The organism is Roseobacter sp. EG26, assembly GCF_049830555.1.
Taxonomy (GTDB): domain Bacteria; phylum Pseudomonadota; class Alphaproteobacteria; order Rhodobacterales; family Rhodobacteraceae; genus Roseobacter.
Window position 1 is genome coordinate 343625 of sequence record NZ_JBNBLH010000001.1, and the last position, 24273, is coordinate 367897.

Annotated in this window: 27 protein-coding genes, 2 tRNA genes and 1 pseudogene; 12 read left to right on the top strand and 18 right to left on the bottom strand. The window is 55.3% G+C overall.

Features of this window, described 5'->3' with window-relative positions:
* Positions 1 to 18: 18 nt before the first annotated feature.
* Entirely contained in the window at positions 19 to 405 is a 387-nt protein-coding gene (locus ACOTTU_RS01680) for a hypothetical protein (RefSeq protein WP_298922209.1), read from the bottom strand.
* Between the two features lies 1 nt (position 406).
* A complete protein-coding gene (locus ACOTTU_RS01685; protein WP_425655828.1) occupies positions 407 to 841 on the bottom strand; it encodes a hypothetical protein in 435 nt (144 codons plus the stop codon).
* A gap of 83 nt (positions 842 to 924) precedes the next feature.
* Here ACOTTU_RS01685 and ACOTTU_RS01690 point away from each other — a divergent pair.
* A pseudogene (locus ACOTTU_RS01690) lies at positions 925 to 1199 on the top strand (IS3 family transposase); the annotation flags it as partial.
* 183 nt (positions 1200 to 1382) lie between these two features.
* Here the strand turns inward: ACOTTU_RS01690 and ACOTTU_RS01695 are convergent.
* Positions 1383 to 1466 (bottom strand) — tRNA-Tyr (locus ACOTTU_RS01695).
* Between the two features lie 109 nt (positions 1467 to 1575).
* On the opposite strand from ACOTTU_RS01695, the gene rlmB reads away from it, so the two are divergent.
* The 3 genes from rlmB to ACOTTU_RS01710 all read left to right on the top strand — a co-directional run bounded on the left by rlmB (position 1576) and on the right by ACOTTU_RS01710 (position 3380).
* Positions 1576 to 2352 carry a 23S rRNA (guanosine(2251)-2'-O)-methyltransferase RlmB gene (gene rlmB, locus ACOTTU_RS01700; RefSeq protein WP_425655829.1) on the top strand — a complete coding sequence of 259 codons (777 nt, stop codon included), beginning with the start codon at positions 1576 to 1578 and terminating at the stop codon, positions 2350 to 2352.
* Between the two features lie 22 nt (positions 2353 to 2374).
* On the top strand, positions 2375 to 2689 hold the full coding sequence (locus ACOTTU_RS01705) for a hypothetical protein (protein WP_298913146.1): 315 nt from the start codon (positions 2375 to 2377) through the stop codon (positions 2687 to 2689).
* A 223-nt stretch (positions 2690 to 2912) separates the two neighbouring features.
* Positions 2913 to 3380, top strand: a complete 468-nt coding sequence (locus ACOTTU_RS01710; protein WP_425655830.1) for a CoA-binding protein — start codon at positions 2913 to 2915, stop codon at positions 3378 to 3380.
* A gap of 4 nt (positions 3381 to 3384) precedes the next feature.
* Here ACOTTU_RS01710 and ACOTTU_RS01715 read toward each other — a convergent pair whose 3' ends face one another.
* Genes ACOTTU_RS01715 through hisA form a run of 4 tightly spaced genes read right to left on the bottom strand, consistent with a single transcriptional unit; the run spans position 3385 to position 5675 of the window.
* Positions 3385 to 3693, bottom strand: a complete 309-nt coding sequence (locus tag ACOTTU_RS01715) for a phosphoribosyl-ATP diphosphatase (protein ID WP_425655831.1) — start codon at positions 3691 to 3693, stop codon at positions 3385 to 3387.
* Positions 3690 to 4451, bottom strand: coding sequence for an imidazole glycerol phosphate synthase subunit HisF (gene hisF / locus ACOTTU_RS01720; RefSeq protein WP_298913137.1), 762 nt, complete (start codon positions 4449 to 4451; stop codon positions 3690 to 3692). The genes ACOTTU_RS01715 and hisF overlap by 4 nt, the downstream gene beginning before the upstream one ends.
* A 6-nt stretch (positions 4452 to 4457) precedes the next feature.
* Positions 4458 to 4946 carry a DUF2867 domain-containing protein gene (locus ACOTTU_RS01725; RefSeq protein WP_425655832.1) on the bottom strand — a complete coding sequence of 163 codons (489 nt, stop codon included), beginning with the start codon at positions 4944 to 4946 and terminating at the stop codon, positions 4458 to 4460.
* A gap of 6 nt (positions 4947 to 4952) precedes the next feature.
* Positions 4953 to 5675 carry a 1-(5-phosphoribosyl)-5-[(5-phosphoribosylamino)methylideneamino]imidazole-4-carboxamide isomerase gene (gene hisA / locus ACOTTU_RS01730; RefSeq protein WP_425655833.1) on the bottom strand — a complete coding sequence of 241 codons (723 nt, stop codon included), beginning with the start codon at positions 5673 to 5675 and terminating at the stop codon, positions 4953 to 4955.
* 139 nt (positions 5676 to 5814) lie between these two features.
* Between hisA and ACOTTU_RS01735 the strand changes: the two genes are divergently transcribed.
* Together ACOTTU_RS01735 and ACOTTU_RS01740 are read left to right on the top strand one after the other, a co-directional pair.
* Positions 5815 to 6201 (top strand): DUF2147 domain-containing protein, encoded by a 387-nt coding sequence (locus tag ACOTTU_RS01735; protein ID WP_298913127.1) that lies wholly within the window; start codon positions 5815 to 5817, stop codon positions 6199 to 6201.
* 147 nt (positions 6202 to 6348) lie between these two features.
* Complete coding sequence (locus tag ACOTTU_RS01740; protein ID WP_298913124.1) at positions 6349 to 6822, top strand: hypothetical protein; 474 nt, start codon at positions 6349 to 6351, stop codon at positions 6820 to 6822.
* A 21-nt stretch (positions 6823 to 6843) separates the two neighbouring features.
* Here ACOTTU_RS01740 and hisH read toward each other — a convergent pair whose 3' ends face one another.
* Together hisH and hisB are read right to left on the bottom strand one after the other, a co-directional pair.
* Positions 6844 to 7482 (bottom strand): imidazole glycerol phosphate synthase subunit HisH, encoded by a 639-nt coding sequence (gene hisH / locus ACOTTU_RS01745; RefSeq protein WP_425656441.1) that lies wholly within the window; start codon positions 7480 to 7482, stop codon positions 6844 to 6846.
* Between the two features lies 1 nt (position 7483).
* Positions 7484 to 8071, bottom strand: a complete 588-nt coding sequence (gene hisB, locus ACOTTU_RS01750; protein ID WP_425655834.1) for an imidazoleglycerol-phosphate dehydratase HisB — start codon at positions 8069 to 8071, stop codon at positions 7484 to 7486.
* 140 nt (positions 8072 to 8211) lie between these two features.
* On the opposite strand from hisB, the gene ACOTTU_RS01755 reads away from it, so the two are divergent.
* The 3 genes from ACOTTU_RS01755 (at position 8212) to ACOTTU_RS01765 (ending at position 9670) form a co-directional block, all read left to right on the top strand.
* Positions 8212 to 8451, top strand: coding sequence for an Lrp/AsnC ligand binding domain-containing protein (locus ACOTTU_RS01755; RefSeq protein ID WP_425655835.1), 240 nt, complete (start codon positions 8212 to 8214; stop codon positions 8449 to 8451).
* Positions 8448 to 8792, top strand: coding sequence for a hypothetical protein (locus ACOTTU_RS01760; RefSeq protein ID WP_425655836.1), 345 nt, complete (start codon positions 8448 to 8450; stop codon positions 8790 to 8792). The genes ACOTTU_RS01755 and ACOTTU_RS01760 overlap by 4 nt, the downstream gene beginning before the upstream one ends.
* A gap of 110 nt (positions 8793 to 8902) precedes the next feature.
* Positions 8903 to 9670 carry a hypothetical protein gene (locus ACOTTU_RS01765; protein WP_298913115.1) on the top strand — a complete coding sequence of 256 codons (768 nt, stop codon included), beginning with the start codon at positions 8903 to 8905 and terminating at the stop codon, positions 9668 to 9670.
* A gap of 13 nt (positions 9671 to 9683) precedes the next feature.
* Here ACOTTU_RS01765 and ACOTTU_RS01770 read toward each other — a convergent pair whose 3' ends face one another.
* Both ACOTTU_RS01770 and ACOTTU_RS01775 read right to left on the bottom strand, forming a co-directional pair.
* Positions 9684 to 10058 carry a hypothetical protein gene (locus ACOTTU_RS01770; RefSeq protein ID WP_425655837.1) on the bottom strand — a complete coding sequence of 125 codons (375 nt, stop codon included), beginning with the start codon at positions 10056 to 10058 and terminating at the stop codon, positions 9684 to 9686.
* 16 nt (positions 10059 to 10074) lie between these two features.
* Positions 10075 to 10701 (bottom strand): N-acetylmuramoyl-L-alanine amidase, encoded by a 627-nt coding sequence (locus ACOTTU_RS01775; protein ID WP_298913109.1) that lies wholly within the window; start codon positions 10699 to 10701, stop codon positions 10075 to 10077.
* A 345-nt stretch (positions 10702 to 11046) separates the two neighbouring features.
* Between ACOTTU_RS01775 and ACOTTU_RS01780 the strand changes: the two genes are divergently transcribed.
* The gene (locus tag ACOTTU_RS01780; protein ID WP_425655838.1) at positions 11047 to 12099 is read left to right on the top strand and encodes a hypothetical protein; all 1053 of its coding nucleotides are present in this window, start codon (positions 11047 to 11049) and stop codon (positions 12097 to 12099) included.
* Between the two features lie 22 nt (positions 12100 to 12121).
* Complete coding sequence (locus ACOTTU_RS01785) at positions 12122 to 13114, top strand: lysylphosphatidylglycerol synthase transmembrane domain-containing protein (protein WP_425656443.1); 993 nt, start codon at positions 12122 to 12124, stop codon at positions 13112 to 13114.
* Positions 13115 to 14685: 1571 nt separating this feature from the next.
* Here ACOTTU_RS01785 and ACOTTU_RS01790 read toward each other — a convergent pair.
* From ACOTTU_RS01790 to ACOTTU_RS01800, 3 genes are all read right to left on the bottom strand, one after another.
* The gene (locus tag ACOTTU_RS01790) at positions 14686 to 15705 is read right to left on the bottom strand and encodes a glycosyltransferase family 2 protein (protein ID WP_425655839.1); all 1020 of its coding nucleotides are present in this window, start codon (positions 15703 to 15705) and stop codon (positions 14686 to 14688) included.
* The gene (locus ACOTTU_RS01795; protein WP_425655840.1) at positions 15702 to 16574 is read right to left on the bottom strand and encodes a class I SAM-dependent methyltransferase; all 873 of its coding nucleotides are present in this window, start codon (positions 16572 to 16574) and stop codon (positions 15702 to 15704) included. Before ACOTTU_RS01795 ends, ACOTTU_RS01790 begins: the two co-directional genes overlap by 4 nt.
* A gap of 503 nt (positions 16575 to 17077) precedes the next feature.
* A complete protein-coding gene (locus ACOTTU_RS01800; protein WP_425655841.1) occupies positions 17078 to 17842 on the bottom strand; it encodes a hypothetical protein in 765 nt (254 codons plus the stop codon).
* Between the two features lie 399 nt (positions 17843 to 18241).
* Between ACOTTU_RS01800 and ACOTTU_RS01805 the strand changes: the two genes are divergently transcribed.
* A complete protein-coding gene (locus tag ACOTTU_RS01805) occupies positions 18242 to 18673 on the top strand; it encodes an N-6 DNA methylase (protein WP_425655842.1) in 432 nt (143 codons plus the stop codon).
* 187 nt (positions 18674 to 18860) lie between these two features.
* Here the strand turns inward: ACOTTU_RS01805 and ACOTTU_RS01810 are convergent, their stop codons facing one another.
* The 4 genes from ACOTTU_RS01810 to ACOTTU_RS01825 form a co-directional block, all read right to left on the bottom strand.
* Complete coding sequence (locus tag ACOTTU_RS01810) at positions 18861 to 19649, bottom strand: tyrosine-type recombinase/integrase (protein ID WP_425655843.1); 789 nt, start codon at positions 19647 to 19649, stop codon at positions 18861 to 18863.
* Between the two features lie 440 nt (positions 19650 to 20089).
* A tRNA-Gly gene (locus ACOTTU_RS01815) sits at positions 20090 to 20164 on the bottom strand.
* 114 nt (positions 20165 to 20278) lie between these two features.
* Entirely contained in the window at positions 20279 to 20659 is a 381-nt protein-coding gene (locus ACOTTU_RS01820) for a VOC family protein (RefSeq protein WP_425655844.1), read from the bottom strand.
* A gap of 115 nt (positions 20660 to 20774) precedes the next feature.
* Complete coding sequence (locus ACOTTU_RS01825) at positions 20775 to 24215, bottom strand: pyruvate carboxylase (RefSeq protein ID WP_425655845.1); 3441 nt, start codon at positions 24213 to 24215, stop codon at positions 20775 to 20777.
* Positions 24216 to 24273: the final 58 nt, after the last annotated feature.

Below are 24273 nucleotides of genomic sequence, written 5' to 3' on the forward strand. Positions count from 1 at the left end.
CTCCTCGTTATCTCAAGCTTAAAGGTCCGAGGCAAAAGATGACCGGAGCTGTGCGGCCCATACGTCATCGATCCGCGCAATGACCCAGAGCGATTTGAAGGATGTCAAAGGCAAACCGTCTGCGCGGTAGCGATCCACTTGGACAGACAGGTGCACTTTTTCCGAACTGATCTGAAGGGGAGAGAGTTCTCCCCATTTGGTGTAGCCCCATTCTTCGCCAGCACGTTTCCGGAAATCTTCGAAATACACACCCGGCCTATCCCAGATGCGCATTTTGCCGCCGCTTAACCGGTAGTGCGGGAAATGTAGGGTTAGGGCGATGGCTTCCTCGTCACGGGCATTCAGGGCGTCAAGATGAGCCTGCATTACGGCAAGTGCGGCATCCAATTCGGGCGCTTCGGTCATCTTAAGCTCCTTGTAGGTGGTCGGCGAGAATGCGGGCTGGATGGGGCAGTTTTATACCTGCAAAGCGCTTGGCCTGCGAACGACAGGAAAAACCTGTCGCCACCGCTTTCCCCACTTTGTCTTGCAAAGCATCGCGCCAAGACAGATCAAAGATATCTTTAGACATCTGTTGGTGTTCAGTCTCATGACCAAACAAACCCGCCATTCCGCAACAGCCGATTTTTACGATTTCCAGGGACAGACCGAGACCTGCGAAGATACGTTGCCAACGTGGGCCAGTTTGCGGGTCGGCCGTTTTTTCGGTGCAATGCAGAAACAGGCGATAATCACCTGTGGGCTGCTGTGCGCGGTTCTTTTCAGATAGATGCCCATCCAAGAACTGATCAAGGCTCAGCACGTCTTTGCGCCCATAGTCTTTCAGCAACAGGTTATGCACAGCCGGTTCCGCACCAATGGGACAGTTTAGGGCGATTTGATAAGAGATGGTTTCTGGTACATCGTAACCACCAAGGAGTGGAAATGAGACAGAAACCCGGGACACGAAAGAGCCACAGCGAGAAAGTGGTCAAAGACATTCGCCGTGCGACGCGCAACAGTATTCTGCCGAATAGAAGATAAGGATCGTGTTGGATGGCCTAAAGGGTGAGTATTGCATTGCTGGCCTGTGCCGACGTGAGGATATTGCCCAGAGCCTGTATTATAGCTGGTCCAAGGAGTTCCTCGAAGTCGGCAAGAAGTGTCTTACCGATGATACGGCACGTGCAGCGACAAACCTTGCCGCAACCGGGCTGCGCGTACCCATCGAAACCTTCAAGTGGGATCGTAATCTGGCTGGGTGTAGTTCCATTTGGTTGCGGAAAACGGAAGTAAAAATTCTGTGGCGAGAGGCATAGGTATAGGATGCAAGGCGCAGGATGTGTCCCACCATTGTGGACCACCGGCGGTCCATGCAGCCTAAGTCATTGGTTTTGAAGAAATGGTGGGCGACCCTGGAATCGAACCAGGCGTGCGTCTCCGCGAGGGAGTTACAGTCCCCTGCCACACCTTGCGGCCTGTCGCCCACGCCGCTTTGCATTGCATCAGCGGTGGTGGCGTGATTACAAGCGGTGCCAAGAGGCGTCAAGGCGAAATCACCACCTTTTTGACGCGGGCAGCATTGGGACCCGGAAGATGAAAAAACCAAAGTGGGTTGTTCAAAAAGAGCAGGGCAAGAAAGCTCAGACCCGTGAGACGGTCTGGCTGTTTGGATTGCACGCGGTACGGGATGCTCTGGTCAACCCGACCCGCGAAAAGCTACGCCTGATCGTCACTCTGAACGCACAAAACAAGCTGTTGGATGCCATCGAGACAGCGGCTATGACGCCCGAGGTGGTTGATCCCAGAAAGTTCAATGCGCCTCTTGATCCCGGTTCGGTACATCAGGGTGCCGCCCTTGAAGTGAAGCCGCTTGATTGGGGCAGGCTGGAGGATGTTTGCATCGGCGCGCGTTCGCCGCGCGTGATATTGCTGGACCGGGTCACGGACCCGCATAATGTCGGTGCGATTTTGCGATCCGCAGAAGTCCTCGGTGCGTCAGCTGTCATCGGAACGCGCCATCATTCTGCTCCGGAGACGGGTGCACTGGCGAAAACGGCAAGCGGCGCGCTGGAACGACAGCCCTATTTGAGGGTTCGTAATCTTGCGGATGCGATCAAGTCTTTGCAGGGCATGGGCTATCTGGTGCTGGGCCTGGATGGGGAGGCCACCCAGTCGATCGAAGCGGCGGTTGACGGCAAACGCGACCACCCCGTGGCACTTGTTCTTGGCGCAGAAGGGCCAGGTTTGCGTGAAAAAACCAAGGAAACGGTTGATGCCCTGGTGCGGATTGACGCGGCAGGGCAATTCGGATCGCTCAACGTCTCAAATGCCGCAGCAATTGCCCTATATGCTAGTAGAGCATCTTTGTAAGTGCTGGGACGAAGGACATTGAATGGGTTATTCCACTAAGATCGCCACTTGCTGCTATTGCGGAACACGCGCTGCTCTGGTGCTGGGCAGGAATCGCCATGAACTGACCTGTTCTAGTTGTGGCGCCCCTTTGCATGAACTCAAACGCCTGCCGCAATCACATCCCGGCAAGCAGGAATTGGTGAAACCCTCGGCCGTGCGCAATACTGAGCTGCGCGACACCCGGAAAAAATACAAAAAACACAAATCCCACAAAAAATACCGGAAACGACGCAAGGGTTTTATGCAGCACCTGATGGAAGAGGCTTTTGACGTCATCGAGGACATCTTTGACTGACGATGTTTGGGCAATTCGCCCGCTTCAATTAACGCTTCGTTCACAGATTTGCGAGACAGTCTGGATATGCGCTCCAGAGCGCTTACTTACGAGATACATCAATGAGCCCGGAACGCTCGTTGATTTTCAAGACTGTCCCTCGTTCCGTACCTCTTCGCGCCCCTTGCCTCAAAGCATCGGGCGCTCTTTTTTTCCATAGAGTGACAGTGATAGGGTCGACCCCATGCAATATCCTGACGATCTGTTAAAAAACGTGCTCACAAGAACCCGGCGGATTGCCGTGGTCGGGGTGTCCATGAATCCCGTGCGGCCAAGTTACTACGTGGCCCGCTATCTTACTCTGAAGGGTTTCGAGGTTTTTCCCATCAATCCCGGTCATGCAGGTAAGCAACTGTTCGGGCGGACGGTAAAATCCGCCCTGTCTGAAATCGATCAGGAGATCGATATGATTGACGTCTTCCGGCGCTCCGAGGCCGTTCCCGCGATTGTTGATGAAGCCCTGGAGGTGTTTTCGTCCCTGCAAACAATCTGGATGCAGATCGGGGTGACACACGCGGGCGCGGCGTCAAAAGCGCAGGCCCGTGGCGTGACGGTCATTCAGGACCGGTGCCCGAAGATCGAATATCAGCGGCTCTTTGGAGAGTTGCGCATGGGCGGATTTGCGACCGGGATCATTTCGTCAAAGCTGTAGGGGATCAATCCCGGGCGGCTTTCTCGGCAAGGCCGGACTGGCTTTGCCTGCGTTCAAGCTCGGTCATGACGTCTGCCAGGGGGACATCACGGGACGCAAGCATCACCAGCAAATGGTAAAGAACGTCGGCGGCTTCCGATGTCAGTGCCTGCCTGTCACCCTTGATGGCCTCAATGATCGCCTCTATGGCTTCCTCTCCGAACTTTTCCGCGCATCTTTCTGGCCCCTTGGCCAAAAGCTGCGCGGTCCAACTGCTTTTGGCATCGGCAGATTTGCGCGCCTGAATGGTCTGGAACAGATCTTCAAGGGTCATGTCAGCCTCATGGGAATACCTGCGGCGGCCATATGTTCTTTGGCCTGCGCGATTGTGTAGTCGCCGAAGTGAAAGATCGAAGCGGCAAGCACCGCCGAAGCACCGCCTTCGGTGACGCCCTCGACAAGATGATCCAAGGTGCCGACGCCACCTGACGCGATCACCGGAACGGGCACCGCATCCGCGATCGCGCGCGTCAGGGGCAGATTAAAGCCCGCACGGGTGCCGTCCCGGTCCATCGACGTCAGGAGGATTTCGCCAGCCCCCTTTTCGGTAACCGTTCGGGCAAAGGCTACGGCATCAATGCCGGTTGGCTTGCGGCCGCCGTGGGTAAAGATTTCCCATTTTCCAGGGGCGACCGTTTTGGCATCAATGGCGACCACAATGCACTGGCTGCCAAACTGGTCCGCGGCCTGCGCCACCACATCCGGGTTGGCCACCGCCGCAGAGTTGAAAGAAACCTTGTCAGCGCCCGCCAGAAGCAGGGCGCGGACGTCAGCGGGCGTGCGCACGCCACCGCCCACGGTCAAGGGGATATAACAATGCTCAGCGGTGCGGGTGACCACATCGAACATCGTGGCGCGGTTTTCATGGGTGGCGGTGATGTCGAGAAAACACAGCTCGTCTGCGCCTGCCGCATCATAGGCGATGGCGGCATCGACTGGGTCGCCGGCGTCCCGCAGATCGACGAAATTCACGCCTTTGACCACACGTCCGTCAGCGACGTCGAGACAGGGAATAATGCGGGTTTTCAGCATGTCAGGTCATTCGGGCAAGGGATCATATTGGTCTCGATTGTCGACGGTCGCAATACGCATCAAAGCGTTTCGTGCGATCAGGATGTGGAATGGCATGATCGCTTTCAGATAAAGGCGGCCGCCGATGTTGTGTGGATGAACCCAGGTGGCCAGGTAAACGTCGCCCTTCACACTCAGAATATTGACCCGAAAATCGAGGTGCTTGTCGTCAAATCCCGCAACCACCGAGCTCTCGGACATGGTTTCGACCGGGAAGGGGCCGAACTTCTGAACGGCTCCGGAGCCATCGTTCAGAAGCCCGAAAGGGGCGACGACGATATTGCGCAGCAAAACAAGGGCTTTTGCCCAACTTGGGAAGTTAACAATGATCTCAGCGGCTTCTGGTGCCGCCAGATTGCTGACGACCTTGTAGCAATCCAGAAAATCGCCCGGAGCAACCCGGCTGTGCAGCGGGCTTTCCGTCGGCAAATTTGTTTTGTTAACCTGTGGTGCCATTTTGAGTCACGCTTTCAGGGCGGCAAGCGCCTCTTCGAGTTCGATGGCCCCATCATAAAGCGCTCTGCCGGAAATTGCGCCATTCAAATCTGCGCCACAATCGCGCAGGGCGACGAGATCTTTCAGCGACGACACGCCGCCAGAGGCAATGACGGGGATCGTTACGGCCCGCGCCAGATCTGCTGTCGACTGGATATTGGGCCCGCCCATCGCCCCGTCGCGCAGAATGTCGGTGTAGATGATGGCGGCGACGCCGGCATCCTCGAAGGACTTGGCGAGATCGGTGACCTGAACATCTGTCTCTTCCGCCCAGCCCTTGGTCGCTACAAAGCCATTGCGCGCGTCAATTCCCACGGCCACTTGATCTGGGAAGGCTTTGGCGGCAGCCCGAACCAGATCGGGGTTTTCGACCGCTACGGTGCCAAGGATGACCCGAGCCAATCCTTTGTCGAGCCAGCCTTCGATGGTTGCAAGATCGCGGATGCCACCGCCGAGCTGCGTCGGGACCGGGCAGGCCTTCAAAATGGCCTCGACGGGCGCGGCATTGACCGGCGTACCGGCAAAAGCCCCATTGAGGTCAACGAGATGCAGCCATTCGCATCCGGCATCGACAAATGCTTTTGCTTGCGCCGCCGGGTCATCATTGAAAACGGTTGCCTCGTTCATGTCGCCATGCACAAGCCGCACGGCCTGTCCGTCTTTGAGATCAATGGCGGGGTAGAGGATCATCTGGCTTCCAGTCGATAGCAGGGTCTCGGAACATGGGCTGCTTCATGCACGGTAAAATGCCAAAGTGCAACGCGACGCAGGGTCATACTTGCGCCGGGAAACAGTATCTCCAAAGCTGCGCGCAACAGGAGGATGTATCATGAATAAAAACATCATAATGGCGACGCTTTTCGCGACACTGGGAGGTGCCGTCTTCGCGGACCCCATTGAGGGCACTTGGCAGACCCAGGCAGACGAAGGGGCTTTCGCGCTGGTCGAGATCGCGCCCTGCGGCCCGAATTTCTGCGGCAAGATTGACCGTACATTCAATGAGGCGGGCGAATATGCGTCCCCCAACATCGGCAAGACCCTGGTGATTGATATGGCAGCACAGGGCAATGGCAAATACACCGGCAAGGTCTGGCGCCCGTCGAACGACAAGATCTATATCGGCAAGATTGCTTTGAACGGTGATCAGATGAAGCTGTCAGGCTGTATTGCTGGTGGTCTGCTTTGTTCCAAACAGACTTGGGCGCGGGTGAAGTAGCCGACCGCATTGGAGAGGGTCCGGTTGGCGATGATGATGCGGCGTTCAACGCTTCATTAAGAGGTCATGCATTAAGACATTGGCGAAGCCCCATCGGCCGTTTGCGGTTGCTGGGGTCAATTGTCCAAACTCTTACCGGGCCAATAAATGCCGCATCGACGCAAACCAGCCTCTGAAGTGACGCCAGAGTATGAAGACGCGGGCCTGTTCAAGAACAAGGTCGGTCAGATTGCTGTGGAACTCGTCCCACAGACGACGCGGAACTCGCGCAACGATCTTGTTGTGCGCGGATTCGTTCAGGGCAATATCGAGATAGAAGTTTGTTTTGCCGGTCGCCGTACGAAAGAGATCGGACCGCTTGAGGGACAATTGCGCGCCCTGCGCACCCATGCCGTTAGTGTTGCCGCAAAAATGGGTGAAGAGAAACCAGACATCGATGCTGTGCGCCTGCCGGTGATGATCGAAGGGGCCTGGCGGCCACGGTTCCAACGTGATCAGGCCGGTTGGGAAACGCGCAGCTATTACCTCTTCGCCGCGCGATGGTCATTGCGGGACGAGCATGGCAACTCCGTGGCCTATGGTGCCCCGCCGGTGGTGACACCCACCCGGGCGGTGGATTAGCTCGAGCTGCAAAGAACGCGATCACGGCTTCCAATTCAGAAAGTTTGAGATCATGCGCAAGCCGGTCGCCTGGCTTTTTTCGGGGTGAAACTGCAAACCGATCATGGTTTCTGTGCCGACCACCGCCGTGACCTCGGTGCCGAAGTCGACATGCGCAAGCCTTTGTGATGCATGCGTGACGGCCATGTGAAAGCTATGGACGAAATAGGCATGATCCCCGGTGCTGATACCTTCAAATACAGGGTGATCGGTGTCAAGGATCAGATCATTCCATCCCATATGCGGCACTTTGAGGCAGGGGTTATCCGGTGTTATTCTGATCACCTCGCCCGCGACCCAGTCGAGCCCTTGTGTGTCGCGATATTCGCGACCCCACGTGGCCATCAATTGCATGCCCACACAGATACCCATGAACGGGCGACCCTTGTTTTCAATAGCCTCGATCATGGCCGCATAGAGGCCGGAGTGTCCCTTGAGCGTTGCCATGCAGGCCGGAAAAGCGCCATCGCCGGGCAGAACGATCCGGTCGGCGCGGGCAACGACATCCGCGTCTGCGGTTACGATAACCTCTCCGGCTCCGGTTTCACGCGCCATCCGTTCAAAGGCTTTATGTGCGGAATGAAGGTTACCACTTTCGTAGTCGATAATGGCGGTAAGCACGTCAGAGAGCGCCCTTGGTGGAGGGGATGTCATCTGCTTTGCGCGGGTCAACTTCAACCGCGTCCCGCAATGCCCGCGCAACGGATTTGAACGCGGCCTCGGCGATGTGATGACTGTTCAGCCCGTGCAGCAGGTCGACATGTAGCGTGATGCCACCATGGGTGCTCAATGCCTGAAAGAATTCTCGTATCAGCTCACAATCAAAGCTGCCGATTTTCGGTGTCGGCAAATCCACATTCCAGATCAGGAAGGGACGCGCGGACAAATCCAGCGCTGTGCGCACCAGCGCATCGTCCATCGGCAACAGGCAGGATCCGTACCGGCGGATACCGCGTTTGTCGCCGAGGGCGGCACTCAGCGCCTGTCCTAATGCGATGCCCGTATCTTCGACAGTGTGGTGGTCGTCGATGTGCAGATCCCCGGTTGCACGAATGGTCATGTCGATCAGCGAATGGCGCGCCAGCTGGTCCAGCATGTGATCAAAGAACCCAACACCTGTCTGGTTGTCATAGGTGCCCGTCCCGTCAAGATTGATCGCGACGGTGATATCTGTCTCGGCGGTCGAGCGGGTCAGTTTGTGGCTACGCATGTAAGCCTCCGGGCAAGTGCTTTCGCGCGCTCTTATAACAGGCTGTCACAGCAGGCCAAGACGCGACATTCGGGATTGCAGCCCCTGTGCCGGATATGTCAGCTTAAGGGTAGGGCGCAAGGCCCGTTCGAGGAGCATTCATGGCCACCTGCGTCTTTATTCAAATCCGTTGCACGCCCGGCAAAACCTACCGTGTGGCCGAAGAAATCGCGCTGCGCGAAATCCACTCCGAACTATATTCAACGAGTGGAGATTTCGATTTGCTTATGAAACTCTACATCCCCAAGGAGGAGGATGTGGGCAAGTACATCAACGACAAATTGCTTGATATCAAAGGAATCGAACGGTCCTTGACGACCATGACGTTCAAAGTCTTTTGAGACGCGCCCTCCTTTCAGGCCTGACGGTATTGTCGGTCGGGGCCGGTGCGGTTAGCGCCGAGCAGCGAACCTACAGCGGTCAGGAAGCCGCGGCTTTGCGCTGTGCCAATACGCTGGCCTTCACGGCCGTGGCGCTGGAATCGTCGGGTCGTCTGGGTGAAGCGGAAAAAGAGATCATGCTCGATATTACGGTCCGCATTCTGGATCGTCACGTCAGCGGGACGTGGCGGCAGAAAAAGGAAGCGCTGCGGATCGTGCGGGACCGGCGCGATGTTATCGAGACTTTCGAGGATTTCGAACGCTATGCCAACCAGTGTCTTGTGCAGTTTCCAATCAATTGATTGGCGGGTAGGGGGCAATCGGTCGCTTCGACACGGGCCCCAAACGCGGTTTTTCTAGACAGACGCGGGAGATGTACCCTAAGGTTGTTCTATTTTAGGGGGAATTTTCCATGATCAAAAGTTTGCGCTTTCTTACTCTTCTTGCGGCTCTGGGGGCGTGCGGCACGACCGCAGAACGCGTCACAGCCAATTTCCAGTATTCTAACGCTGGCAGTTTGGGGACGCAAAATGCTGGATTGTTCGAGCCGGGTTCGCTCTTTTTATGGAATACGGCGACCAACGAGTTAAGCTTTCTCGACGTGCTGAACCTGACGCCGGTTGGCGGCAGCCCGGCACCTGCCAATATCTCATCTTCTAACGTTTCCGCAATCGAACTCAGCGGTATTCCGGTTGGCAGCAATCAGGATCTGGTTCGCGCGCAGGTCGGAGCGCAGGCAGCGTTCACCGCTCAATCGGCGGTACGTGAGGACTACAAGAACCTCGTCACCGCCTTGGCGAATTACGTCACTGAAATGGTCACAGAAGGCACCGATCCGGATGTCTTGTTGCGCCCGCGGGACCAGGCGTTCCGATTGGTTCTGGTCAGATCGGTCATTCGGGCCGAGGATTCTGAGCTGCGTATCGGCGGGGCAAACGCCTCCGACCCCAACAGCGTTGTAGCGGTCGAAATCGGGTCTGGTGCGTCATTCAATGTGCGCGCAGGCAGCAGCACCTCCTGTGCAAGCGCCGGGGCGTCAGGTGAGGGCCCATTGCCCGCCTGCTTCTTCAATGTTGCGATATTTGATCCGCAATATGTTGAGGGCAATCCACGTCTTCAATTCAACACGGTCGTAGAACCAGCGGACCGTCTGGCGGACGCGTTGCGGGGCCTGCGCTGATCGGATTGGGGCTCTAGGGGCAGTATGCCACCTGCGGTTCCGTCGTATTTGCGCCACGCGCGCAGATATATTGAACTCCGGCGTGGGAGACGAAGTAACGTGATGCGTGTTTTTTCACCAGCATCCGGTAGTTCTCACCGGCAAGACTGTCATCAAGATAGCCTCTGAGATGGAAGTCGAAGAGATAGCCTTTGGGCGTTTTCTCAACGCTCAAAGACATTTCTGTTTCGGCGATATCCACGCCAACAAAGCTTAGGAAATCATCCGCCAGCGCCAGCGGTGTTTGGCTGGAAAGATCAATCTGCGGCAAGGCCACAACCCGGTAACCGTCAAGTACGTCGGTGTCTGCGGCGAGAATGCTACCGGTGCCCAGGACGACGCTGCACACGACCCAGCCGAAAAATTTACGCGTTTTTGGGATCAAGAAAATCTACCTCGTCCAAGTGGCGCACGATTTTCCTACCAGGGCATGCCGTCGCCTTTACATCGCCGTGAGCAAATACTTTTCTGCCGCTGGGCGCAAGAGAGCCGAGATTTTTCATTTCCTTGAACTGCCCGTAATCCGGGTGACTTGGGTCGAACTTAAGCCAACCGAGGAAGAAAGACAGAAGCCTCATCTTACCTTTGAGATCAGCACCATCGACGGAGAGATCCTCAAAATTCCCTGCGAAAGACACCGCAATCGCCTGTGTGTTGTGACCCTTTGTATGAGCGCCGGTGCGATCTTCGCCACGACCCTCGCAAATGTTCAGATCACCGTTATCCATGATGAAGGCCACGAAATTGTAGGGAATATCCAGACCAAGCGTGGGTCGGATGACTTGCAATTTGCGCATCCGATCAAAAATTTCGTCTTCCGTTTCCCAGATGTTGGGAGTGCTATCAGAATCCGGCGTCACAGTGTGGTGGATGAACACATGTGTGCGATCATTGCGGTCAACTTTGCCACCAAGTCTGGGTAACACGTTATTCGTGACCCATTCCTTTCTGCTGAAAAAATTTAAATGCGGTACAATTTCAAACCTGGCCATGGAAAATCCTCCTTAAAAAAAGCCAGATATTGCCAATTTTCCGCATAAAAATCAAGTTAAGGTTGATTTTCGGTGCTTTGTTCGTTCGTGGATAGGGCCTTTCAAAGGCCGTCGTCGGACAAACTGTCGCTGCCGGAAATACTCTCCCAAACGCGGCGCAGGGCGGTTTTCGGGCTCGCAAATACTCCTGCATCGCTTTATCGACCGGCCTCTCTCGGGGCCGCGCAACACGACTGAACAATACATGACAATTGTCGTTTAAATGCCTGAAACTTGCCATTTTCCTTGGATACGAAAACGAAACCTTTGTCAGGCTAACAATAATAAATTTTGAGGAAAGCAGCAGTGACCGATACGGCAGTCCCCACCCAATCATACGCGGAATTACCGTGGATACGTAACGCCCGATTTGATACCGGATTCATCTTCGGGCTTCTGGCTTTATCCTGTATAACGGCCCTCGTCATTCTGGTTGAACCAAGCCTTTTCTATCCCATCCTCGTGATCGATCTGTGGTTTTTGGGGTATCACCATGTCATCTCCACCTTTACGCGGATTTGTTTCGACAAAGAGAGTTTCCAGGAACACCGGTTCTTGATGGTCGGGTTGTTGCCGATTGTGATTGTCGCCACGCTGGGGGTTGTCTGGATCGCGGGGCTTTGGGTCGTCGTGACCATCTATTTCTATTGGCAGTGGTATCACTACACTCGGCAAAGCTGGGGAATTTCAAGAGCTTACCGCGGCAAGGATAGAGAGGCCAGCTATGAGGATGGTTGGCTGGATCAGGCAATTTTTTACGCGGTGCCGGTATTTGGTATTCTGAGCCGATCTGCGGAGCAGCATCCAACATTCATTGGCATGGAGCTTTGGTCGTTTCCGGTTCCTCCCCTTCTGGCGGATCTTTCCGGATATGTCGCGATGGGGCTATTGATCTATTGGCTCATCGCGCGAGTCAGAGCGACCGCGGAAGGACGTCTGGCGATTGTGCACACCATGTACATGATGACGCATTTTGCGATCTTCTATCTCGCCTATGTCGCGACAAGCGACATCACCCTGGGTTGGTTGATGATCAATATCTGGCACAACGCGCAATACATTCTCTTCGTCTGGATGTATAACAACAAACGTTTCAGCGGCGGCGTTGATCCCGATGCCAAATTCTTGTCCTACATTTCCCAATCCGGGCGCCTGTGGCTCTACCTTCTGACCTGCGTGGCGATCACCGGTGTTGTCTATTGGGGTGTTTTAAGGACCATCGACTGGTTGTTTTTTGCAGGGCTGTCCGCGACGATCGTGCTCTATCAGATTGTCAATTTCCATCACTATATGGTCGACAGCAAAATCTGGAAGCTACGCAAACCCAAGATGCAAAAGACGCTCGATCTAGAAGGCTGATCGAATGACACAGGCGCGGCTTATGTCGGAAGGCGCAGCAGGCGGTGGATCGCGGCAAGACGAATTGCCGCTTCCAAATTTTGCGCAAAAACTTCAGGCGCGCGCTGATACCAAAATAAAGAGCAAACGATTTGGTATCGGTCTGCGATTGGCCAGCTTCGCCTGCTTGGCGTTTCTGGCCGCAGGTTTGGTCGATCTCAAACAAGTCCGGGCGCATATCATCGCTGTCTCATGGTCCACCTTTGCTGTGATGATCATACTGCATGTCGTGATCATTTTGCTGGCATCATTGCGGTTCATTATCATTGCCCGTGCTTCGGGCGCCAAAATTGGCGGCATGGACGCAACGCGTCTCACATTCGCCTCCACGTTGGCGAATATGCTATTGCCCACCTCGCTGATGGGAGATGCAGGGCGTATCTGGCTCGTACGCAGATTTGGCCTGACGCTGAAATCTGCCATGCGTGTGGGAGTTTTCGATCGGATAATCGGGCTAATATCCCTCGGCGTTATCGTGTTGATTGGGGCCTTGCTCGAACCAAGCATAATTCCATTATGGATCGTGGTAACAACATGCTTGCTACTATCTGGCGTCGCCGTGTTGGCCTACCCTCGAAGTGGTCTCGCCCCCTCGCGCGACAACGCGCGAGATGCCGTCGCGCCATCCACCAATGGCACCATCTTCCTCGCTTCCATGGCTCTTTCCGTGGCCGCTCATCTTGTTTCCATCGCAATTGTCTGGTCGTTCATTTTAGACCAAGACCTAGCGGTGACGGTTGCTCAGTTGTTAGCCCTGTTTCCGGCAGTGTTGCTGGCAGCGTCGATTCCGGTGTCGGTAGGCGGATGGGGCACACGGGAGATCGCCGCTGTCGCAGCTTTCTCGATGATTGGTCTTCCAGCATCAATGGCGATTGCGATGGCGTTATTATTCGGGCTCACCCAGGTTATCGCGGCGGGACTGGGAACAGCCACTCTCAGCCTTTTTGACGCTAGGCAAGCTGGCGAGAATGGGTGAATCGCGTCTCGATTTAGCTGCGTTTGCGGTTGCCTTGACGGGTGTTTCTGCGATCCTGATCAATTTTCATGACCAATTCTGGTGGCCTGTGGATGAGGGGGTCTATGCCTATGTCGCCCAACGCGCCAATGCAGGCGCAATCATTCATCGTGACATCATTGATCTGCATGGTGGCTACGGCAACCTTTTGAATGCCTGGGCATTTCGCATGTTTGGCGAGGATTTGCTGAGCCTGCGATACCCGCTGGTGTTCATCAGCTTCGTGCAATGCATGATCGTTTACATTTTGCTCCGTTCTCACGGCAATTGGGTTGCGCTTGTCGGGACCGTTACTGTAGCGGCGTTTTCCTTCGTGCAATTCCCGAACCCGAGTGCCAATTGGCACGCTCTCGGAGCCTTTTTCTGCCTGTGTCTGTGTCTAGAGAAAATACCGAAGGCATCGGCCATGCGATTGTTCCTGGCAGGTGCCATCGTTGGGGTTTGCTTTTTTACCAGGCAGCTGAGCGGCGTTTTCCTGGCCCTTGGGTTGATTGCCGTATTGCTAAGCGAAGCCTCGAGAGAGACCGGCCAATCCCGGCTGCCTGCATTCGTTATCGGGAGTGTCTCGGTTGCGGGCCTCTCCGTTTACCTGATCTCCAAGCAGCAGTTGTTCGGTGTGCTCTGGGCTGGTATCTGGCCAATCTTACTTCTCATGATCGGCATGATGCGTGCACAGTTCTCTTGGTCTTTTGCCGGGCGGACGGTCTCGCTTGTTGTCGCGGGGTTTCTGGCCGCCGGGGCACCGCTTGCGCTTGTCGCGCTGTCTCAGGATGCGTTTTCTCATTGGGTGAATGATATCTTGTTCACCGCGCTGCTGATCAATGGTCAGGCGTTCATCGAACAGGCGAGTCTCCTGACGATACTGCAACTGGCCTGGCAGAACATAGTGGAGACCGGGAATCTTGTACCGATCCTGTCAGGCGCGGCATGGCTGGCTCTGGTGTTGTGCGTGCCATCCCTTGGTATTGTCGCGAGTTTGAACCTCTATCTCAGACGGCCCGTAGCGCCCAGTGTGATGCTGGCTATCTTCTGGGGCCTCGGGGCCTTGCACTACCAGATCCCGATCTATCTCTTCTTCGTGCTTCCGGCGGTTATGTTTGCCGTGCTTTTGATACGGCCAACACCGGTTGTCCTGATTTTCCTGGGTGCCATTTCAGGCTGGGCGCTCATATTTCAAGCCGGGCAACCGCTCGAACGCGGCGTGGCGGGTACTGTGAACGGGTATCGAAGCGGATCGAACGTCGCGGCGGATCTACCCGGCGTCAGTCTTCGCATTCAACCCGATGACGCAGCGCTCTATCGCCAGGTCATCGCCTTTATCCAAACCAACGCACAGCCTGACGAGCTGTTGATGACACTGCCAATGAATCCAGAACTGAATTTTATGACCGGGCGTGCAAGCCCTGTTCGGTACTACGGCACACCGTTGGGGTTACGCTCGGACGAGGACGTTCACGCTACGTTGGGCGCACTCGATGATGCTGCACCAATTTACGTCGTCCATAGGCGAAAGGATAAATATCTCACGCCGCTCAGCGCGACACTTCTCGAACAAGTACAGGCCCGCTCGGCGGAACCGGTTCGGCTTGGTCCGTTTGATCTATATCGCTATGAGCCAGCGCCGCCGGAAACTGCGCTCTCTGCTGAACGATGAAACCCGGGCGCTGTTTGACCTCTTCGTAGATTTTCGCGATGTAGATACCAATGATGCCAAGGCCGATCATCAGGATCGATCCAACCACAATTAGAAGCAGGATGACCGTGGAAAACCCGGGGACAGCAGTCCCGGCCATCCAGAGCCAGAAAGTGCGCAAACTAAGGCCCGCTGCCAGGATCGCAAAGCCCGCCCCCAACAACGTCATCAGATGCATGGGCGTTGTGCTGAAGGAGACGATGGAATCCAGTGCGAGACGGATGAGTTTGGTCGATGACCACTTGCCACTACCCGCGACGCGTGGGGCGACATCAAACAGCAAGGTGCGCTGTTCAAATCCAAGCCATCCGACGAGGCCGCGATAGAATCGCTCTCTCTCCGGCAGGGCGTTCAGGCAATCCACCACTTCGCGATCCAGCATCTTGAAGTCTGATGCATTGCCTACGTCAATGCCAGCGAGCCGGTGGAACAGGTCGAAGTAGCGCCGGGTCATCCATGCCTTCAGGGGCCCTTCGTTTTCGCGCGTGCGTTTGACTGTGTTAATGACCTTGGCGCCGGCTTGCCAACACCTGAACATTTCTGGGATCATATCGGGCGGATGCTGAAGGTCGGCATCAATCGTGATGACTGCAGCACCAGTGGCGGCTTTCAGACCGGCTGAAATCGCAGCTTCCTTGCCAAAATTCCTGGACAGGCGCAGGCCCGTTACACAGCTTTGCCGAGATGAAATCTGCTGGATTACCTGCCAGGTCGCATCCGTAGAGCCGTCATCGACAATGATATATTCGACCGAGCCCAGCGAATCCGCAAAATGGCGGATGGCATTAAGCGCTTCAACCAAACCTTCTTGCTCATGATAAGCAGGAATTACGACAGATAGCAGCGGCGTATCTGTCATCCATTGCTCCGATGCTGTGCCCGGAAGCTGATGGTTGTTGCTGGTAGGGTGACATTGATCCTGTCTGTCCAGCGTGGACCGCGAAGGCCAAACTTCGCGAGCACGAGCGACAAGGGGAAAACATGGGGGTAAGGGACGCGTTCCACCACGTCGAGCCCGGCGCGACGAAAGAGATCCGGTAGGGTTTTTTCGTCAAAGAAGGAGATATGTTCCGGGTATTTGAACGACGGCCAGTGTCGCCCCATGATGCGTCGGAAAATGCTTCCCATATGGGGGGCCGCAAGGATAATGCTGCCACCCGGTTTCAAACGTTTGGCGAGGCTTTCGACAAACGCTACGGGCTCATAAATGTGCTCAATGACATGTGTGGCTACGATACAATCGAAAGCCGGGGCGTCTTCGATCTCGTCGATACTCAGGTAAATCCGGGCAGACGTCCTTTGGCGCGCGCTTTTCGCAGCGCTGGCGGAAAGCTCAACACCTGAAAGGGTGTCGAACTGGTCGCGTGCCTCGTCCAGCAGATATCCAGGTCCGCAGCCGACCTCCAAAAGCGAGCCGCCTGTCGCGCCTTGAGCCTCAATTGTATCGAGCAGTTTGCGAAAAGTTGCCCGCAAACTCTGCTCCTGAACTGCGTAGTCATCGTAGCCGGATATGCCGTCGCCGCCTGAAAAATAGGTGTCACTCTGGTAAAACCTGTTGGCTTCTTCGGCCGCGAGACGGGGGCTGAGAAAGCTGAGCGTGCAGGATTTGCAACATTTAACTTTGAACGGGGGTTGAGAATAAGGCGTCTCCCCAGCCTCCGTACCGCCGCACATCGGGCAGGCGGTGTCTTCGATCAGCCACTCCGAATTTACATCGATATCTTTCATTCGCGGCACCTCATCCCTTAACCGTTGCTGCGCCAGTTTCTATTGTGGGTAACCCAACGGAGATCGGCCCTTTGGGCCCACAGGACTGGTTGATGATCGTATGAACCGGTATCGTGGCAAATTCGGGGCCGTTATCAGACAATGATCGGACGCGTTTTCAATTTCACGCATTCCGCAGTCTAAACAGCAGATTACTTCCGTTTCCTTAACGACAAGCAGAGGTTTGCAGCGTGACCTAGGAGAGCAAAGATGTCTTGACTGCTGATGATTTGATATTGATGCCCATGGGTGGCCAAGCGACACTTGATCTCATGCCGACGGCTGAAAGTTATTCGCGCACATCATACCCGCCAGCGGCTCCGCGCTTTCGGAGCTCGCTTGCCAAGCTGTTGGAGATAATTGGGCTATTGCTTTTCAGGCTGACAAAAATGGCAGCATCTGTCTGCATAGTTGATTTTGCAGGAAACCGATTGGAGCGGGCGAGGCGATTCGAACGCCCGACCCTAACCTTGGCAAGGAAAAACGTCTGAAAAATAACGTTTTAAAACATATACTTGAAATCGATCGCTTACATCGATAAAACTTTGACTAAGTGATGCTGCGCTGGGCCGTTGTGGCACCTCGTCGATAGTGAAGCCGACCGGTGGATCATAGTAGATGCCATCCTGATAGCCCGGCGGCGTAAGCCGCCCACTTGCAGTGAATGATGGGAAGGTTGCCAGACGCTCGAGAGGTGGTAGGTAGTCTTTCGCCCCATAATACAGAAACTCGGCTGTATCATCCGGAACGCTCATCTGAGTTTCGATCCCGTCGTCCGTCGTTTTTTGCCAGAGTGACACTAGGTTAAGCCGCTGCTTGTAGGGCTCATACGCCAGCTCTTCGATGTATGCCCGCCCGTTTTCGTCGCGGCATATAGAGACATGTGTCCCGCCTCTTTGGAAAAGGAATGGCTTCGAATCGTTTGCTGCGATCACACGGCCACGCGCATACTCGTTTCTCTTATGAAAGTCGTTTTTGATGTCGACATAGCAGAGTCCGAAGTCCTTCGACTTAGAAAGCGTTCGCTCGGTACCCTTCCAGAGCTTGTCGAGCGCTCTTCGTCCCAGAACTTTTGTTTTGGCGAGCGCCGCGATGATCTTCTCCTTGTCGACGATGTCGACACCGGCCTTGATCTTGTCGGAGAAGAATTTACCGATTTGTACTTCAGTTGGATTGTTTGGCAGGCCCTTGAGCGGACCATTCATGGTTATGTGTGTTGTTGCATTCATCGCTTGTATTTCCTGTACTGTGGTCCGCCCGCAAACTCCTCAAATCAGACGTGTTTGACCGTTGGATATTGGATCAGCATCAAAAATACGGTATAATAATACCGTATTCCTGAACTGAACGGGGCCACGTTGATGGACGTAGGCCCCGTTTTCTATGAAGGACTGAGGATGCCCTAGTCTCATACCAGCACGCGAGCTGAAACGCTGACGCGTTGGTTCGAGTAAGGAAAATATGGCTTTGAATGGGTCGCACTGAAGCGCGACAGGCTCAAGCCAAGAACTTATCTACACCAACGCAATTTGATTGTAAAGCATTGATTTAAATGTGAGAAATTGGCGATGATTTCGCACATCTTAGACGCTAGCTGACATCATAACCATAAACTCTTTCAGAAAGGTTTGTTTTACGGTCAGCGCAATCTGATCCGTCGAGGGCAGGGTATCCCTGTATGCATCTTGGTTCTCAAGAAGTGTAAGCAGCCAGAAGACGTGCTTTTTATCAATGCCAGCGAGCGCTGCGGCAAAGGCAAGAAGCAAAACTACCTAAGGCAGGACGAAAACACTGACGACATAGAAGAGATTTTGTCGACCTATCGAGATAGGCCCGAAAAGATCGATCGCTATGCGCGAAGTGTCTCGATGGATGAGATCGAGAAGAACGGCTACAATCTCAATATCTCAAGGTATGTGAGCACTGCGAAACCTGAAAAGAAAATCGACTTAGCAGAAGTCCACAAGCGATTGGTTTCTTCCTCTACTAAGGCAAGAGAAGCTAGAGACCGCCACAATAAGTTCCTTGACGAACTTGGGCTACCGAGATTGCCTGACTGAACTCGATGCTAATGTGTCATCATGTGGAGCTGGCAAAAACGTCACACAGAACTGCACACATACCTGTGTGACGCTCCCCAAAAAGTACTTATTTTTAATGGGTTGAGGAGGAATTCTGAGAATCGAGTCTTCTCGACCTCTTCGTTGCCAAGACAAAGCTCAGCAGATGCATAGAATGAACTCGTAGTCAGAAACTGACAGCATCGCCAAGGGCTTCGTGGTGGTCTGGAATATGGTGGCTGTAGACTCGAAAGATCGTTTCGAGCGTGGTGTTGGTCCATCTGGATACTGTTTCAGGGTCAATGCCTCTTTGCAGCATGAGAGTAATGGCCGTGTGTTTCATGTCGTGGGGCGTTACTTTTTTATCGATCTTTGCCTCTTTCAGCACATTGGCAAAACCGCCCTTGATGTCAGATATCGGCTGCCCCTTGTAAGTAATGACGAACTCAGGGTGCTTCTTGGGCATTGTGAGATGGGACCACAGACGAAAGTTGCTTGAGATTGGAATTCTGGGACGCCGCTTGTTTCCGCTACCCACGCCGAAATCGAGCCAAGAGTTGCTATCCGATTTTAGGCGCTCATTCGGATCGGGCGAAAATGCACCGATATGTACTTGGTTCCACTTCAAACTAAGAACGGCTTCTTTGCGCGCGCCCGTCGCCACCGAGATTAACAAGAAAAGTTCGATATGCTCGCGGCTATCATCCTCGCAAAGGTCCAACATTTTTTGAACCTCCGAGCGCGTAAGATATTCGTTGCGTGGTAAGCCGTCACTCACCTTGATCTTGAATTTTGGTTCGCAGGCTAGTCCGTGTGTTTCATGTACATGGTTCATCGCAGCGCGAAGCAACCTGAGTTCTTTGCCAATTGTTGAATCTGAGACAGGCTTGTTGACCTTTGGTTCTAGGGTAGGGTGGTTCTCCCAGCGGTTGTGCATGCGCCGCCAGACCACAAAGTCGTTTACAACTGACTGCAAAATCTGGTCAGGGCGGAGTGGTCCCAACTTTTCCTTTGGTCGCGTAGTCTGAGACTTTATCACGTTGTACTGGTGCGGTGTCTTTTCCGGTTTGATGTCGTCTAGGTACGTATCTATGATCCACCCAACCGTCATATCTCAGGGTGGTTTGATCATCCTCGCATCTGCGACAATCTGAGGAAACCTCGCCTCGCCTCAGCTTGGGCGCGGTCTCGGGTCTTTGTACTTTGTCGTTTAGCTGTATGTGTCTTGAGGTCAGTCCACGCAACTTCCCAGATGCCATCACGCCGTGTGCGTAGGCGAAAATTCTCAGTGAGGTTCTTAGGTTTTGCCATGCCAAAAACCATAGAATTTGCACGTTTTCATGCAACTTGCATGAAAACGAAAAGCCTCCCGGTGGGAGGCCTTTGTCGTAACCAACTGGGTTTGTTGGTCTAAATTGGAGCGGGCGATGAGATTCGAACTCACGACCCTAACCTTGGCAAGGTTATGCTCTACCCCTGAGCTACGCCCGCTTCCTTCGGTGGCTGTGAGATAGCGTTGCGGTCTCCGCCCTGCAAGAGGAAAAACCGCAATTAGGTAAAAAACTTCTCACGGATTGTTCCCGTTTCATCGGCGGCTTGGACGGGTCACATGTATTTCTCGATCAAATCCCAACGATTGCCAAATGGGTCGCGGAAAACCGCCACTTTGCCGTAAGTTTCGACGCGGGGCTCTTCTTCAAATACGATGCCCTTGTCCTGCAATCGTGCATGATCTCGATCAAAGTCATGTGTCTCAAGGAAGAGCCAGACCCGGCCGGCGCCCTGGTTCCCGATCATCGTTTCCTGGCGCTTGCCGTCGGCGCGGGCGAGTATGACGGAAGTTTCGGCCCCCGGCGCTTGGACTTCAACCCAACGTTTGTGGCCTTGAGGAATATCGGCAATCAACTCAAACCCGAGCACGTCACAAAAGAACCGGATTGCAGGATCATATTCCGGCACGATGAAGGAGAATGAAGCGATTTTCATAACTCCGGCTCCTCATGGTCGCTGGGGCGCACAGGCCCCGCCCGGTTCATTGTTAGATGCGTCATCATCACCACCGGTTCGTCCGTCAACGCAACTTCCCGGCGCGAACGAATTGCTATTCCAATTCGACCAACAAATCTTTTGCATCAATTTGGCCGCCGGGTGCCACGTGCACAGCTTTAACGATGGCGTCCCGTTCCGCGTGCAGGCCGGTTTCCATCTTCATGGCTTCGATGGTCAGCAACAGATCGCCCGCATTCACCTTGGCACCTGGCGTTGCGGCAACAGAGGCCACGACGCCTGGCATTGGCGCGCCGATATGGTTGGCATTGCCCACCTCAGCCTTGGGGCGTTGTGCGGTGGTGGCTTTGACCAGACGGTTCGGCACCCGGATCACGCGCGGTTGGCCGTTGAGTTCAAAGAATACCTTCACTTCACCATCTTCATTTGTGTCGCCCACAGCCTGCAGGCGAATTTCGAGCGTCTTGCCCGGGTCTATTTCGGCGGCGATCTCTTCACCGGGTTCCATGCCGTAGAAAAACGTGCGCGTCGGCAAGGTCCGCACCGGACCATAAATGCGATGCCGGCCCATATAGTCCAGAAAGACCTTGGGATACATCAGATAGCCGGAGAGGTCCTCGTCATCCACGACACGCCCCTCCATGGCGTCGGATGCCTCGCTGCGCAATGCCTCCAGATCGGCCGGGGCGAGGTGCTTGCCGGGGCGCGCGGTGTTGGGTTTCTCATCCTTGAGAACTTTTTTCACGATGCTTTCCGGAAACCCGCCTGGTGGTTGACCGAGATTGCCGCGCATCATGTCGACAACACTGTCGGGGAAAGACACTTCGGTGTCGGGGTTTTCTACCTCGTCGCGGGTCAGACCCTGTGCCACCATCATCAGGGCCATGTCGCCCACCACCTTGGAAGAGGGCGTTACCTTGACGATATCGCCAAACATCTGGTTCACATCCGCATAGGTGCGGGCCACTTCCGGCCAGCGGTCTTCGAGGCCCAAAGAGGCCGCCTGCGCCTTGAGATTGGTGAACTGGCCGCCCGGCATTTCATGCAGGTAAACTTCCGATGACGGGGCTTGCATGCCGGTCTCGAATGCGGCGTAATGGCCGCGTACCTCTTCCCAGTAATCGGAGATTTCGCGCACCGCCGCCATGTCCAGCCCGGTATCGCGGTCGGAGTTTTTGAGCGCCGCGACCACGGTGCCAAGCGTCGCCTGAGAGGTATTGCCCGAGAGCGCATCCATGGCGCAGTCGACGGCATCTACTCCGGCCTCAGCCGCCGCGAGGATCGTGGCGCAGGCAACCCCAGCGGTATCATGCGTGTGAAAGTGGATCGGCAGGCCGACTTCAGTTTTCAGCGCCTTGATCAACTGCCGGGCCGCCGCCGGTTTCAGCAGTCCCGCCATGTCCTTGAGGCCCAACACATGCGCGCCTGCGTCGCGCAGCTCCTTGCCCATATCGACATAATATTTCAGATCGTATTTGGCGCGATCGGGGTCATTGATGTCCCCGGTGTAGCAGATCGATCCCTCACAGACCTTGCCACTCTCAATGACCGCATCCATGGCCACGCGCATGTTTTCAACCCAGTTCAGACTGTCGAACACGCGGAAGACGTCGACGCCGGTGTTCGCGGCCACGCGCACGAATTCCTGCACAACGTTGTCGGGATAATTCGTGTACCCCACGCCGTTTGAGGCGCGTAGCAACATCTGCGTCATCAGGTTGGGCATGGCCGCGCGCAGATCGCGCAGGCGCTGCCAGGGGCATTCCTGCAGGAACCGGTAAGCCACGTCAAAGGTCGCACCGCCCCAGCATTCCACGGAAAAGAGTTGCGGCAGATTGGCGGAATAGGCGGGGGCCACTTTAATCATGTCGTGGCTGCGCATCCGCGTGGCCAGCAAAGATTGATGCCCGTCGCGCATTGTCGTGTCGGTGATCAGCAACTGGCGCTGCCCTTTCATCCAGTCGGCAACCGCCTGCGGACCTTTCTGCTCCAGCAGATTGCGCGTGCCCATCATGGGTTCCGCCTTGAGGGCTGGTGGTTTGGGGTCTTTGACATGCGCGCCGGGGCGCGGGTGATCCTTGGTTTCCGGGTGTCCGTTAACGGTGATGTCCGCGATATAAGTCAGCACCTTGGTGCCCCGGTCGCGGCGGCGCGTGAACTGGAACAGTTCCGGCGTCTGATCGATGAATTTCGTGTGATAGGTATTGTCGAGGAACGTCGGGTGTTTCAGCAGGTTCTCGACGAAAGCGATGTTGGTGCTGACCCCCCGGATGCGGAATTCACGCAAGGCCCGGTCCATCCGGGCAATCGCGGCTTGAGGGGTTTGCGCCTTGGCCGTGACCTTGACCAGCAGGCTGTCGTAATAGCGGGTGATGACCCCGCCTGAATAGGCGGTGCCGCCGTCCAGACGGATGCCCATACCGGTTGCTTCGCGAAACGCGGTGATACGACCATAATCGGGGATGAAATTGTTCTGCGGGTCTTCGGTGGTGATCCGCGTTTGCAGGGCGTGCCCGGTCAGATGCACGTCCGCTTGCGTCGGCTTGCCCGTGGCCTCGGCGATGGTTTTGCCTTCAGCGATCAGGATTTGTGCTTGCACGATGTCGATGCCGGTCACCTCTTCGGTGACAGTATGTTCGACTTGAACGCGCGGGTTGACTTCGATGAAGTAGAATTTCTCCGTCTCCATATCCATCAGGAATTCGACGGTGCCGGCGCATTCGTAGTTCACGTGTTTGCAGATCTTGTAGCCCAGATCGCAAATTTCGGTGCGCTGTGTGTCGGTCAGATAGGGCGCGGGCGCGCGTTCGACGACCTTTTGATTGCGGCGCTGAACCGAACAATCACGTTCATAGAGATGGTACATCCCGCCGTGTTTGTCGCCCAATATCTGCACTTCAACGTGACGTGCCCTGAGGATCATCTTTTCCAGATAGCCCTCGCCATTGCCAAAAGCGGCCTCGGCCTCGCGGCGGCCTTCGAGCACTTTTTCCTCCAACTCCGCTTCGGCTTCAATGGGGCGCATGCCGCGTCCACCGCCACCCCAGGAGGCTTTGAGCATCAGCGGATAACCGATCTCCTTGGCGTCAACGCGGATGGCTTTCATGTCATCGCCCAGCACTTCGGTGGCCGGGATCACCGGCACACCCGCCTCCATGGCGACGCGCCGCGCACTTGCCTTGTCACCCAGCGCGCGCATTGTCTCCGCGCGCGGCCCGATGAAGGTGATGCCATTCTGATCGCAGGCGTCCACGAAATCGGGGTTTTCGGACAGCAGACCATAACCGGGGTGGATGGCATCCGCGCCGGAGGCTTTGGCGACCCGGATCATTTCGTCTATCGACAGATAAGCCGCCACCGGCCCCAGACCTTCGCCGATCCGGTAGGCCTCATCCGCCTTGAAACGGTGCAGGCCAAGCTTGTCTTCCTCCGCATAGACCGCGACCGTTTTCTTGCCCATCTCATTTGCGGCGCGCATGATGCGGATGGCAATCTCGCCACGGTTGGCGATCAGGATTTTGCGGAATTCGGTCATGAAGGGCCTCGTCGCTGTTGGGCAGTTGCGCCTGTGTAGAAACATTATTGCGCCACGT